This is a genomic window from Stieleria tagensis (genome assembly GCF_024129865.1).
Classification (GTDB): Bacteria; Planctomycetota; Planctomycetia; order Pirellulales; family Pirellulaceae; genus Stieleria; species Stieleria tagensis.
In genome coordinates this window covers 59144-72044 of the sequence record NZ_JAMYFE010000042.1, presented here as the reverse complement: position 1 = coordinate 72044, position 12901 = coordinate 59144, and the positions used below count along the sequence as shown (strand labels likewise).

The following is a 12901-nucleotide window of genomic DNA, read 5'->3' as shown; positions in this document are numbered from 1 at the left end:
CCGTTGATTCCTCCCGCTCGCTGTCCCACCGGAGATGTCTGCCATGCGTAGATTGGCCGTTTTGTTTTTTGCCGCCTGTGGATTCGTGCTGTCACTCGGCAACATCCATCCGGCCGTTGCCGACGACGCCACACCGAAGCGGCCGAATGTATTGTTCATCCTGGCCGATGACCAATCACCGTTTGATCTTCAGGTCTATAACAAAGATTCTATTTTAGAAACACCAAACCTGAACCAGTTGGCTGCGCGTGGCATGGTGCTCGACGGCGCCTACCACATGGGCGCCTGGTCGGGCGCGGTCTGCACTCCATCGCGTCACATGATCATGAGCGGTCGCAGTGTTTGGCACATTCCCGATCGCGGCAAACGCAAACAAAACCCAAACCACTCAGACCCCAAACTCGTACCACCGGGATTGGCACAGCAAACGATGCCAGCGGTTTTCAATCGCAACGGCTACGACACCATGCGGACGTGTAAACGTGGCAACAGCTATGACGCCGCCAACAAATTGTTCAGCGTGGTTCAAGAAGCCAGCAAACGAGGTGCGACAGACGAAACGGGCAGCGCCTGGCATGCCGATCGGGTGCTGGAATACTTGGATGAACGCCAGGCCGCCGCTGACAGCGATCCGTTCTTGATCTACTTCGGTTTCTCACATCCGCACGACACCCGCGACGGCAAATCCGAGTTAAACGCTAAATATGGTGCGGTCAATCACACCGACCCCAACCAGCCACCACCGGCCAACCCGAAACAACCTCGGTTGCCGATCAACTACTTGCCCGAACATCCCTTTCCCCATGGCCACCCAGGACTGCGCGACGAGGAGAAAGTCAGTGGGGTGTGGAAGCGACGCGATGAGCGGACCATTCGCAATGAACTGGGCCGCGAGTTCGCTTGCAGCGAAAACATCGATGTCCAAATCGGACGCGTGCTCGACAAACTGCGTGCCGCCGGTGAACTGGAAAACACTTACATCTTCTACACCTCCGATCACGGGATCGCGATCGGACGACACGGGTTGCAGGGCAAACAAAACCTGTACGAACACACCTGGCGCGTGCCCTTCATTGCCGCCGGCCCCGGCATCCCCGCTGGAAGTCGTGCTCAAGGAAACATCTACCTGATGGATGTTCTGGCCACCCTGTGTGATTTGACGGGTATCGATGCACCGACGACCAACGAAGGCACCAGTTTTGCGCCGGTGTTGCGGGGCAAACAGCAAACGGTCCGCGACACGCTGTACGGCGTTTACTGTGGCGGCACCAAGCCCGGCATGCGGAGTGTGCGTCAGGGTGATTGGAAGTTGATCAAATACGATGTCCTTGACGGTCAAGTCCGGGAAACTCAATTGTTCAACCTAAAACAAAATCCGAACGAATTCCTGCAGCAACATCACGCCAGCGATCTGGTTTCACAAGTCGGCATCTCCCCCACCGACCAACAAGTGAACCTGGCTGACGATCCGCAGTATGCCGATCGACTGGCACAGATGGAACAACTGCTGTTGCAACAAATGCAGCAGCACGACGATCCCTATCGATTATGGAATCAGCAAGATTCCCAATCCAACCCATAGCCGAACTGAACCGATGACCCAACTTGGCTTTCCACTCTCACTGTTGATGGCAACACTACTTGCCGCACAGGTCACTTCGCCGGTTGCAGTCGCCGAGGACGTTCTGCTGGCTGATTTCGAAGCCAGCAACTATGGAGATTGGCAAACCACCGGGACGGCATTTTCCGATGCGCCGGCCGAGGGCACTTTGCCGGGTCAGATGGATGTCAGCGGCTATCAGGGAAAACGGCTCGTCAACTCGTTTGCTGGTGGAGACCGGTCGGTGGGAACACTGACGTCACCGGCGTTTGAAATCAGCCGTGACTACATCCATTTCTTGATCGGCGGCGGAGGATTCGCCGGCAAGACGTGCATGCAACTGATCGTGGACGGCAAGGTGGTCCGCGAGGCCACGGGACCAAACACGGTGTCCGGCGGCAGTGAAACGCTGGCACCTGATTTCTGGGACGCGCGCCCCTGGCAAGGCCAAACAGCGCATATCGTGATCGTCGACTCGGCGACCGGTGGCTGGGGCCACATCAATGTCGACCAGATCGTGTTATCGGACAGGCGACCGGCGACGCGAGCGTTTGATCGCGAGTTCATCGTCGATCAAGACTACTTGCTGATTCCAATTCGAAATGGCGCAGCGAAAGTCAAACTGGAAGTCAGCGTCAACGGTAAAGCCGTGCGTCGCTATGACACCGAATTGGCCACCGACCCAAATCAAGTCGACTGGTTCGCCTTTTTCAACCTGAGTGAATTTCGAGGACAACCGGCGAGCCTGTCAGTTAGCCGTGCCACCGAAGAGGGCTTTGCTGCGATTCGGACCTCCAACGAGGTTCCCGCGATGGCTGTCGGCCGCGATGAACCCCAGCGCCCTCAATTGCATTTTTCGCAGTGGGTCGGCTGGATCAACGATCCCAACGGAATGGTTTATCTGGATGGAGAGTGGCATTTGTATTTCCAACACAATCCAGTCGGCTGGGCATGGGGCAACATGACCTGGGGCCATGCCGTCAGCACAGACCTGGTGCACTGGGAACAACTTCCCAATTGTTTGTTTCCCGGAACGATGGCCAAAGGCGCCTGTTTCTCGGGCGGTGCTGTGGTCGACAAACAAAACACCGCGGGATGGAAGTCAGGCAGCAACGACGTCTTGGTCGCTTTCCTGACCGACACCGGCGCCGGCGAGTCGGTCGTCTATAGCAATGACAACGGCCGCACGTTCACTTGGTACAACGACAACCCCATCGTTGAACACAAAGGACGTGATCCCAAAGTGGTCTGGTTTCGGTACCGCGAACAGGACACCCCGCTGGACCAGACTGCGTCTGACCTGGGCGGTCACTGGGTGATGGCAGTGTATGACGAAGACGATCAGCATGGCCAGAACACCAGCTTTCATACCTCAACGGATCTCAAGCAATGGACTTTCCAAAGTCGGCTGGCTGGCTATTTCGAATGTCCTGAACTGTTCGAGCTAGCCATTGATGGATCGACCGACAGATCGAAATGGGTCACCTTTGCCGCCGATGGTCGTTATGCACTGGGCAGTTTCGACGGACGGACGTTTACGCCCTCTCACGAGGGAAAGCACCAACTGCATTACGGAAATTTCTATGCCTCGCAAACATTTGAAAACGCGCCGGATGGTCGACGTATTCAAATCGGCTGGCTGCGTGGCGTTGAATTCAAAGGCGAGGCGTTCAACCAAGCGTTTTCGATTCCCAATGTTTTGACACTCAAAACGACGGGTGCCGGGCCAAGAATTTTTGCGGCACCGGTTCAAGAAATAGAACGCCTACGCATCAAAACAAACACCTTGGCCGATCAACCCCTTCCCAGCGGCAAACCGGCTGCTGTGCCGGTTTCGGGTGAACTGTTCGACATCACAGCAACCTTTGAAATCGGCGATGCCAAGCAGGTGGGTTTAGACATCGGCGGCAACCGTGTGGTCTATGACGTTTCCACAGGTACCTGGAATGGTGCCAAGACCCTGCCCACCGACGACCGCGTTTCGCTGCGGGTGCTGGTTGATCGTTCGTTGATCGAGATCTGGGGCAACGGCGGCGAGGTGGTGATCAGTGGTGCTCGAAATACACGGGGCATGGTTTCCGAAATCAAAGCTTTTGCCGACGGTGGTTCGGCGACACTGATCGATCTACAAGCTCACGAGTTAAAATCAATCTGGAAGCAGTCCACGAATTGATCGACGCAGCCCTCAACAACCATTCATTGCCGTTGAATCTCCAGCCAGATCGGTCGATCGGCGGGCATCGGTACGGTCACGCGAACGTTGGAGATGACTGCCCCACCGGGGATGGCAGCTTGAGTCCCCGGATAGACGGTTGCAGTTTGAATTTCTGCCTGGATTGCATCGTCGACTGATTGCCCATCGGTGACTTGCGCCCCGCGTCGTGGCAACAACCATTTCTGGCCGACCGGCAGCCCTTTGTAGTCCCACTGACCACGGGTACCTGCCGGGTAAGTGACTTGGGAAAAATCCGCGACGTCCGTCGTCAACTTCAGTTCGCTGAGAGCGTCTTCGTCGATCGTGTCAGGCGCCGTCGGCATTTGCTCGGCAGGGATCGCCTGCCACCCATTGGGCGATTTCTCTTGAGCCGCAAGTTTCTGGAGCGTGGTGACCTGCGGTACAAGCTGGCTTTCGGATTCCGCTACAGAGCCGTCTTGATTCACTGGCAGCAGGTCGATGCGTCGCCACTGGAACCGACTGTCAAATCGCGTCTCGAACTGACAGGCTTTGATCGGCGGGCTGCCTTGAATTTGATGCGGCAGAAATCCGATCCGATCGGGATGATCGCTGTCAAAAATCACTTCAACCGCGATGAGTGCTCCCGAAGGCAACGAGGAATAGTGGACGAACACTCGCATCACTTTCCCATTTTCCGAAATCACCCCGCTGGCCAAATTCCCCGAATCGCGTGCATCAGGTTGCAGTGAATTGGTGACCGTCAATGTTGGGATTTTTGTAACCGGTGAATCAGCCGACATGTTGTTCGTTGAAGGCTTGACCGACCGAGAATCATCAAGCAGCGGCCGAACCGATATCGCATTCAACACTTTTCCCCACCGGTTCCATCCGTCATCCATGATCGCGCGGGCGTCGGGTTGGATTCCCAGCAAACCATTCAGCTGATTGGTGATCCCCACGACCAGTCGCGTGCCTTGGCGATTGCCCCAGGTGTTACGAAACGCCCCATTTTTTGGCGTGACAAACCGTGGCGCCGGTCGAGAGACGTAGCCACGCGGCACCAAGCACAGCAGGTTTCCCTTGGCATCGTATTCCTGCGGCGAATTGAAGGAACGGAATCGTGTTTGTGGATTGGATTCTATCAAACGCATCTGACGCAAACAGACCGGCTTGTCTAGCGGAAACGCCTCCGAGGTGGACTCGACCGGACTGCCACTGCTGGTACTGCCGGACGATTCAAGCCATTGCTCGGGATGAATTTGGCGCAGGACCTGTTTGTCATCCAAAAAGACCTCTGTGATGTATTCGCGATCGTGAGAACGAGTGTTTTTTAGATGGACCGTGTGGATGCCACTGGGCACGTCGACCGATTGAAATTCTTCCGGGTCGCCTTGACTGTTGATGCCTTCGGTAGCAAGTCGCAACTCCATTTCAGCACCGGCGGGCAAATAATATTTCCAGCCGTGGATATTGTGCCAGATTCCAGGCAGAGTTCGGATGCTCCACTCATTTTCATCAATGATCGACAAGTCACTTGTCAACGCCCGCATTTGTTGGACCTGATTTTCGAGCGATGGTATTTCCCGCGCAGCAAAAAAGGTCGGCAACCATACAGCAACTATTCCGGTGACCACCATCAGTTCCAACAAGCTGAATCGCAGACCGCGCCGCTTGGGCGTCGCTACCGGTTGATCGTTCATGTCCCCTGTATCCGTCACGGCTGGACCTCCGGCATTTGATCGACCCTTCCATTAGCCCATTGCTCGAATGCGGCACGGCGATCGGTTTCAATCAGATAGGTGACCAACCCGGGGTACAGATCTGGCTGGCCGGGCTTTGACGGCTTTGGCTCGGTTGCCCGCACGCGCAGTAGGCAGATCGGCTGATCAGCGGAGAACGATTTCGATGGATTCTCGGCGGTGACGACGGTTTCGACGATCCATTGTTCCATCGATTCAAAATCCAACTCATCGGATACCGACGATGAGCTGGCTGACCCTTGGTTGTTGCGACTAAAGAGCCAACCGGTTTCCGTCTTGATCAACGCAACCGTCAAATACGTTTCCACGGGATCCGGTTTCTTGCCGCCCCAACTACTGTTGCTGCCACCATCGCTGCGTGGCGAATCCGCAGTCACCGCACCACTGCTGCTGATAAAACAGGGGCTATATCCGGCTGGCAAGTACAACCGAAACTTCCAGAGATGCGCCGCCTGTACGCCAGGTGGAATGTCATCCGGTCCAGTCGGTATGCGGCTGATGTAAACACGGCTCGGATCAGCAACCTCCAGCGTCCCGACCTGTACCGCCAGTTTGTTACGCTGTTGCCGCAACTGCACCAACTTGCGGTTATAGATCAGCGAACTCACCATTCCGCTGATGGCGATCAGCACCAGTATCCAGACCAAGGGACGACGAAGCGGAGAATTCGAAGGCAATGCGGCGCCCCAAACGAAGAATAGAAAGGGTCTCGACAGTCCTGGTTCGGCAACGGTCCTTTGCGTCCCAACCAGCACAAACCACAAACGAGTCAACCAGTGATGTCGTACCACCAGTGTAACGCCCAGCCGTCCGTCGTTGTCCCCGCCTTCGCCAACTGCCGATGTGGCTCGAGATTTCGGCTGGGCGGCGGAGCAGTGGGCTGAAACTTCATTGACGTAGTAGAATGCCGCGGATTCGATCGACTTCAAAAAAACAGCAGACATGGAAAACACGGCTGACTCGCCAGCAAAAAACCGATCGGCGACCTTGTTGCGCTGGGCAATGATCGTGCTGGCGATCGTGGCGCTGATGGTGCTGCTGCGTTTCTTACCGCTGGATCAACTGATCGTTTCTGTCAAAGACTGGATCGCAGGACTGGGATTCTGGGGTCCCATTGTATTGACGGTCTTGTACATCGTAGCGACGGTACTGTTCGTCCCCGGCACTCTTTTGACACTCGTCGCGGGCGCTCTGTTTGGATTGGCCATTGGCACCGCCATTGTCTCCATTGGGTCGACCGTGGGAGCGGCACTCGCATTTTTGATCGCCCGTTATGCCGCCCGTGACAAAGTGGCGGCGATGGCAAAAGGCAACCGACACTTCAGCGCCATCGACCGCGCCATCGGGGAAGGCGGTTGGAAAGTGGTGGGGCTGTTGCGGTTGTCGCCGGCGATCCCGTTCAACGTCCAGAACTACCTGTATGGTTTGACGTCGATCAAATTTTGGCCCTGCGTCCTAACCAGTTGGATCGCCATGCTGCCCGGAACCTTTCTCTATGTCTATTTGGGACATGTCACCGGTGCGGCGATCGGTTCCGATCGGCAACGCACGCCATTGGAATGGGTGATGTTGGCCATCGGACTGTTGGCAACCGTAGCCGTCACCGTCTATGTCACTCGACTGGCAAACCAAAAGCTAAAGGACCAGGTTGACGATCTCGACTCGGTTGATTCATCCAACGACCACTAATCGCACAACTTGGAATCGCACCTCCTTCTATGAAGACTCAACCCGCCGACGACGCCGCACCAGTTCCAGACTTGACCCCACTGCAACCACTGGACGAATTCAATCGGCAATTGCAGGCCAACGTTCATCCACCGACCTGGAACAATCCAACGCCCACCCAACCCTATCATTTGGTCGTGATCGGTGCTGGAACGGCGGGTCTGGTCACCGCTGCGGGTGCCGCCGGTTTGGGCGCACGCGTGGCACTGATCGAACGCGAACTGATGGGCGGCGATTGTTTGAACGTCGGCTGTGTCCCGTCGAAAGGATTGATCAGCTGTGCGCGAAACGCCGCGGCGGTCAACAACGCCTTGGATTTTGGCGTCAATGTACCCGCGGCCCCATCGGTCGATTTTGCAGCTGTGATGCAGCGAATGCGGCGGCTGCGGGCCGGCATCAGTCACAACGACTCCGCGGCACGATTCCGTGATTTAGGCATCGATGTCTATTTCGGCCAAGCGAGTTTCGTCGACAATCAAACCATCCAAGTTGATCAGACCAAGTTGCAGTTTAAGCGTGCGGTCATCGCAACCGGCGCTCGTGCTGCGGCTCCGCCGATTGACGGTTTAGCCGACGTCGACTACTTGACCAATGAAAACTTGTTCTCGCTGACCGAATTGCCCAAGCGTTTAGGCGTGATCGGCGCCGGTCCGATCGGTTGTGAATTGGCCCAGACGTTTGCCCGCTTTGGGTCGAAAGTGATGTTGGTTGAAACCGATCACGGCGTGCTACCGCGTGAGGATCGCGACGCGGCCGAGATCGTTGGCAAGTCGCTGCAGGACGCCGGCGTGCAGGTGTTGTGCTGTGGACGTGAGCTGAAAATCAAGAATGACGGCGGAATCCGTTTGACGGTCCAGTCACACGACCAAGCTTATGACGAACCGGTCGACCAACTCTTGGTCGCAGCCGGTCGCACGGCCAATGTCGAACACTTGAATTTAGCAGCGGTCGGCGTGCAGTTTGACGACAAGGGTGTGACGGTCAACGACCAGCTACAGACGACAAACCCGCGAATCTTTGCCGCCGGAGATGTCTGTTCCAAATACCAATTCACGCACGCAGCCGACTCCATGGCGCGAATCGTGATCCAGAATGCCCTGTTTGCGATTGGCCCGTTTGGCAAAAAGAAAGTCAGTGATCTGGTGATTCCCTGGGCCACGTACACATCGCCTGAAATCGCCCATGTCGGCATGTACGACCAGGATGCCGCTACAGCCGGGATCGAAATCGACACCTACGTTCAACCGCTTAGCGAAGTCGATCGGGCAATCCTGGATGGCCAGGACCAAGGGTTTGTGAAAGTCCACACGCGAAAGGGAACCGACACCATCGTGGGCGCAACGATCGTCGCCGAAAATGCCGGTGACCTGATCTCGGAAATCACGATGGCAATGACCCAAAAGATCGGCCTGTCCAAAATCGCCGCTGTGATCCATCCCTACCCCACGCAGGCCGAATCGATTCGCAAGCTAGGCGATCAATTCAACCGGACACGATTGACGCCGCTGAACGAAAAACTGCTAGGAGTGTTGCGACGTTGGAATGTCGGAAAGTAGCGATCCACAACTGTCGCACCAACTTCGGCGATTGATGGTTCAGTTTCAATCGGGCGACGGAACCGCTGCGACACGGCGGATCAGTCCGCTTTCCCCTGCCAAGATCACAGGAAGCCCGCGCCGATGGAGCGTTAGGCAATAAGCCGGTCCGTCCAGCACTTTCAGCGGTTCGCCGGTTGTGACCGTTTGGGCATCAATTTGCACCAGCGAGCCATCCTCGCAACTGGCCAGGATGGCTGAACCATCGGTCGTCCACGCGATATCCAACGGAATCGATTCCAGTCTGGCGAATCGAACCATCCGCCCGATCGTCGGTTGCCATAAACGGACGCTTTGGTCGCGAGATGCCGATGCAATCATCGGTAACTCGTCGGCGATTGGACGTACCGCAAGACTGGTGACAGCACGGGTATGGATCGTCAGGCTGCGTGTGAGTTCTCCGGACTGCAGATCCCAAACCCTCAAACTGTTGTCCAAGCCGCCACTGACCAATAGCTTCTCTTCGGGCAGCAAACTCAACGCGCAAACGCCGCCTGAGTGCCCTGCCAAGGTCTGCTCAACTCGCTTGGTTTCAAGATTCCAAATGCAGACTTGGTGATCCAGCGAAGCGGAAGCGAGACGGTTTTCTGCAAGCCATTGCAGCTTGATGACACAGTCACTGTGTCCATGCAACCGTTGGATCATCTCACACTGCGGCCAATTGAGAATCTCGATTGACCCCGACTCGCCGGGTTCTCCCCCAGCAATGGCAAGTCTCGAGCCATCCGCGGAGAACACCAGATCGTGGACGTTGTCGGCGTGAAGCTCGACCCGTTTCTCCAAGCCAAGTCCCGGCCAGCGAAACACCTGCAGCCCTGCTTGCGAACAAGCAACGACCGAGTTGCCATCGGGCGCAAACGAAATCGACGTCAACGGAGGATCAACGGCATCCACCGAGGAGAACGAAAGCAGTGCAGCCAGAAGCATCCCAATAATTCGAACCATTCGTTGCCTGTGGATGGATCAGGAATCGAGACGCTGTCGCAAACCGCCGCGTCGGTTCGTCTGGGCGTCGATGGTGGCGACGTTCATGTCGATGTTCTTTGAACTTGGAGAAAAGAGCGATTGAGTCTGCCAGAGCTCAAGCGATCAGAAGGCATCGCGACGCAGGTCAGCGCAACAACCAACACGATCGAAGACCAGGAAAAAAGTTTCTGTGGTGTGAAAAAGTCATTTGCAATGGCCCTGTGTGGAGGTCGCCGTCTCGCTGGCTGATGAATCCTATCATCATAGGTGAAAATCAGCCAATCAGTACGATCGGTCGCGGACCAATCCGCGGCGGTGAGGTCCCCTGGCTGAGGAACGAAAACCTGGTGGGAGTTTTGTTGCCGCACCCTCCGCAAAGATGGCTGGAAAAGCTAGACTTGGAACGACCGCTTTCGGTCGCAGGAAGTGAGATTTCCGTAGTTTTGATGGACAAATCGAATGACGATTGAGACCAACGCCAGCCGTGCCTATCAGCATTTGCGCAACAAGCTGATCGCTGGCGATTTTGAACCCGGGTCTCGATTGCTGTACGGACCAATCGGCAAAGAGATCGGGGTCAGCGCGACCCCCGTGCGGGAAGCCGCCGGGCAACTGGCAAAAGAAGGCTTGGTCGACTTGGTCCCCAACATGGGCGCCATCGTCCGTAGCTTGGATCGCAATGACCTGATCGAAATCTACGAGTTACGCGAGATCATCGAACCGGCCACGGCATCGTTGGCCGCCCAGCGGGCCAGCCCAGATCAGGTCGCGCAAATTGAATCGGAACTGGAGACCATGCGCGAGTTGACCGCTGAGCAACGAAAATCGAAGCAGCAGGTTGCAGGAAAGCGGATCATGAGCCTGTTCGATAAAGCCGACTACCAGTTTCATATGCTGGTCATCGAAGCCACTGGGAATCAAGCGCTGGTTCGAACCGCTTCCCAATCACATGTGTTGACACGGGTCTTTGGCATCCGTCGACACGTCTACACGGCCAAGGGGATGCAGCGAACCTGCGACGAGCACAAACGCATCATCGATGCAATTCGAAACGGCAATGCAGATTCCGCGCGGGCTGCTGCGGCTGCCCACATTCAACACGGCCTGATCGACTCGCTGGCAGCCATTGACGCACACACCGAAAGTGAGAACGTCGGCTGATCAACACGCTATTCAACAACTCAGGCGATTGCTGATCGGCGCCCGCTTAGCTAGGCGTCTTCGACCGGGGGTTGCTCTGGTTGACTTGCTTTGGCGTCCAAGTCATTTTCGTCGGCAACGCGATCCTCGTCGGCGACGTCAATTTCGTCGCTGGCAACACCGTCATCGGATTGCAATTCAGGATCGGCATTTTTACGTTCGACGCGACGCTGTCGTTTCTCCTCGGCCTTGCGCTTCTTGTCCATCTCACGCTGGCGTTTGGCGAATGCATTTTGATTTTTTCCGATGATTCCACTCGTTGGTAGCAAGACAATCTGAAGCGCGACAGAAATGGAAACACGAGCTTCCGATCGGGATTGCAATTCTCGGTCGACTTCGACCTTTGAGGGAGAAACGGCGCGCCGGTCGTCCTGTACGTCACCGAGCAGCATGAGCTCGTCGGTCCAGTGGGCCAATACCAATTGCAAAGAAAGATTGGTATTAAACCTGCGATGACTCGTATCGGCCGCTTTTTGCATCAGCGGCAATCCTGGGCATTTTGAAAGATATTTCTGGAAAACGGAGTGAAAGTACGACAAACTGCGATTGGACGATTTGCTGCCATGACGTTCGGTTGGCGATCGGAGCGACCAGGGCATCGCGAAACACGTCCTTTCGTGACTCGCAATGCCGCTCTGAACCCATCCATTGCCCGGCCTTGAACTGTAGTGGTGGATCGTGCGGGACAGAATTTTTGTTGCCCCTACGCGGATTGGCACAACATTCGCTTCCCTGCCTAGGGTTCGACCGCGTGGAGAGTGATGTTCACACCACGTGAAATCGCTTTTTCAACACCAAGGAAACGTCATGTTAAGCTGGGCACTCACCTTTTTAGTCATCGCTTTGATCGCCGGCGTACTCGGATTCGGCGTGGTAGCGGGCACCGCAGCCTACATCGCAAAGATCCTGTTCGTCGTGTTTTTGATCCTGTTCATTATCGGACTGATCATGGGCCGACGTGGACCGGTTGCGTAACGACGGTGCGCGGCGGGGGCGGGCGAACGATCTGCAAGCAGACCAAAATCCACGACTCCCGCGCTTCCTCGCATCACTTGGTTCCGGGCCTTGGTCAGCGTCGCGCTTGTACTCGTACTCAGCATCGCGGCGATGTATTAGCGCGGATCAGTGCAACAATGGGTTTCTGTCGACAACCGGCAGAAACCGGATCGATCGATTGGAATGTTGGCTCGCTTGGTACGCGTTTTGCCTTTGCAGCCCCTTCTTTGACATTTCGCTCTTGCCCCGTAACGCCAAACTAGTTTGACACTGTCAGATCGGTGGAAGGCGAGCGGCGCAGCCAGCTATCAGCCACGGATAGGTACTACAGTGGGATTCCTCCAAACCGTAAAGGATAACTACCAGACACTTCGCGAAGGAAAACCCGGCGAACGCTTTCGAGGGTATGTCCACCAGCGACGAAAACGACGTGGTGGCAACTTCACCATCGGACGCGTCCTGAACTTCGGTGGCGGCATCGCCTTGATTCTCACTGGTCTGGCGATTGGCTGGCTGCCCGGCCCCGGCGGATTCCTTGCCATCATCGGACTCGCATTGATCGCACTGGAATTACCGTTCATCGCCGACATCCTGGATCGAACAGAAGTGGTGATTCGCAAGCTGCTGAATTCGGTCAAACGATTCTACCTGGCGATCGTCGTCAAATGCCGTCGACTGACCGCGCGAAGTAAACCTTAGATCGTCCGCGCGTCAGTGTGAAAGTTGCAAGTTCTCGGAAGATCGCTAAAGAGTCTTTGGTACGAATGGTTGCAGCAAACCACCAACGGTTGCCAGGCAAAAATCTATAGATTACGGTCGGTGCCGTCGCACAGCAGTAGCGCGACAAATCAGAATTGGAATTCAACTTGGACTACGGCGG

At 55.9% G+C, this 12901-nt stretch carries 11 protein-coding genes; 7 read left to right on the top strand and 4 right to left on the bottom strand.

The features are described 5' to 3' along the window. Positions 1-43 precede the first annotated feature (43 nt). Positions 44-1582, top strand: a complete 1539-nt coding sequence (locus NHH03_RS09780; RefSeq protein ID WP_253155704.1) for a sulfatase-like hydrolase/transferase — start codon at positions 44-46, stop codon at positions 1580-1582. A gap of 13 nt (positions 1583-1595) precedes the next feature. Then, on the top strand, positions 1596-3773 hold the full coding sequence (locus NHH03_RS09775) for a glycoside hydrolase family 32 protein (RefSeq protein WP_253155702.1): 2178 nt from the start codon (positions 1596-1598) through the stop codon (positions 3771-3773). A gap of 23 nt (positions 3774-3796) precedes the next feature. Here NHH03_RS09775 and NHH03_RS09770 read toward each other — a convergent pair whose 3' ends face one another. Then, positions 3797-5476 carry a hypothetical protein gene (locus tag NHH03_RS09770; RefSeq protein WP_253155700.1) on the bottom strand — a complete coding sequence of 560 codons (1680 nt, stop codon included), beginning with the start codon at positions 5474-5476 and terminating at the stop codon, positions 3797-3799. A gap of 14 nt (positions 5477-5490) precedes the next feature. Continuing rightward, a complete protein-coding gene (locus NHH03_RS09765; RefSeq protein WP_253155698.1) occupies positions 5491-6480 on the bottom strand; it encodes a hypothetical protein in 990 nt (329 codons plus the stop codon). Between NHH03_RS09765 and NHH03_RS09760 the strand changes: the two genes are divergently transcribed. Both NHH03_RS09760 and NHH03_RS09755 read left to right on the top strand, forming a co-directional pair. Continuing rightward, positions 6479-7225 carry a TVP38/TMEM64 family protein gene (locus NHH03_RS09760; RefSeq protein WP_253155696.1) on the top strand — a complete coding sequence of 249 codons (747 nt, stop codon included), beginning with the start codon at positions 6479-6481 and terminating at the stop codon, positions 7223-7225. The genes NHH03_RS09765 and NHH03_RS09760 overlap by 2 nt on opposite strands. 29 nt (positions 7226-7254) lie before the next feature. Beyond that, entirely contained in the window at positions 7255-8820 is a 1566-nt protein-coding gene (locus NHH03_RS09755; protein WP_253155695.1) for a mercuric reductase, read from the top strand. Positions 8821-8865: 45 nt separating this feature from the next. Here NHH03_RS09755 and NHH03_RS09750 read toward each other — a convergent pair whose 3' ends face one another. Further along, positions 8866-9786 carry a WD40 repeat domain-containing protein gene (locus NHH03_RS09750; RefSeq protein ID WP_253155693.1) on the bottom strand — a complete coding sequence of 307 codons (921 nt, stop codon included), beginning with the start codon at positions 9784-9786 and terminating at the stop codon, positions 8866-8868. Positions 9787-10284: 498 nt separating this feature from the next. Between NHH03_RS09750 and NHH03_RS09745 the strand changes: the two genes are divergently transcribed. Further along, entirely contained in the window at positions 10285-10986 is a 702-nt protein-coding gene (locus tag NHH03_RS09745; RefSeq protein WP_253155692.1) for a GntR family transcriptional regulator, read from the top strand. A 50-nt stretch (positions 10987-11036) separates the two neighbouring features. On the opposite strand, the gene NHH03_RS09740 is transcribed toward NHH03_RS09745, so the two are convergent. Then, entirely contained in the window at positions 11037-11624 is a 588-nt protein-coding gene (locus tag NHH03_RS09740; protein WP_253155691.1) for a hypothetical protein, read from the bottom strand. Positions 11625-11832: 208 nt separating this feature from the next. Between NHH03_RS09740 and NHH03_RS09735 the strand changes: the two genes are divergently transcribed. Together NHH03_RS09735 and NHH03_RS09730 are read left to right on the top strand one after the other, a co-directional pair. Beyond that, the gene (locus NHH03_RS09735; RefSeq protein ID WP_253155689.1) at positions 11833-12000 is read left to right on the top strand and encodes a DUF1328 domain-containing protein; all 168 of its coding nucleotides are present in this window, start codon (positions 11833-11835) and stop codon (positions 11998-12000) included. A gap of 351 nt (positions 12001-12351) precedes the next feature. Further along, on the top strand, positions 12352-12720 hold the full coding sequence (locus tag NHH03_RS09730) for a hypothetical protein (protein WP_253155688.1): 369 nt from the start codon (positions 12352-12354) through the stop codon (positions 12718-12720). Positions 12721-12901: the final 181 nt, after the last annotated feature.

Bases quoted from the DNA above. Each gene is read 5' to 3' on its own strand.
- NHH03_RS09780 (WP_253155704.1), top strand. From the start codon at position 44: ATGCGTAGATTGGCCGTTTTGTTTTTTGCCGCCTGTGGATTCGTGCTG.
- NHH03_RS09765 (WP_253155698.1), bottom strand. From the start codon at position 6,480: ATGTCTGCTGTTTTTTTGAAGTCGATCGAATCCGCGGCATTCTACTAC.
- NHH03_RS09750 (WP_253155693.1), bottom strand. From the start codon at position 9,786: ATGCTTCTGGCTGCACTGCTTTCGTTCTCCTCGGTGGATGCCGTTGAT.
- NHH03_RS09775 (WP_253155702.1), top strand. From the start codon at position 1,596: ATGACCCAACTTGGCTTTCCACTCTCACTGTTGATGGCAACACTACTT.
- NHH03_RS09770 (WP_253155700.1), bottom strand. From the start codon at position 5,476: ATGAACGATCAACCGGTAGCGACGCCCAAGCGGCGCGGTCTGCGATTC.
- NHH03_RS09760 (WP_253155696.1), top strand. From the start codon at position 6,479: ATGGAAAACACGGCTGACTCGCCAGCAAAAAACCGATCGGCGACCTTG.
- NHH03_RS09755 (WP_253155695.1), top strand. From the start codon at position 7,255: ATGAAGACTCAACCCGCCGACGACGCCGCACCAGTTCCAGACTTGACC.
- NHH03_RS09745 (WP_253155692.1), top strand. From the start codon at position 10,285: ATGACGATTGAGACCAACGCCAGCCGTGCCTATCAGCATTTGCGCAAC.
- NHH03_RS09740 (WP_253155691.1), bottom strand. From the start codon at position 11,624: ATGCCCTGGTCGCTCCGATCGCCAACCGAACGTCATGGCAGCAAATCG.
- NHH03_RS09735 (WP_253155689.1), top strand. From the start codon at position 11,833: ATGTTAAGCTGGGCACTCACCTTTTTAGTCATCGCTTTGATCGCCGGC.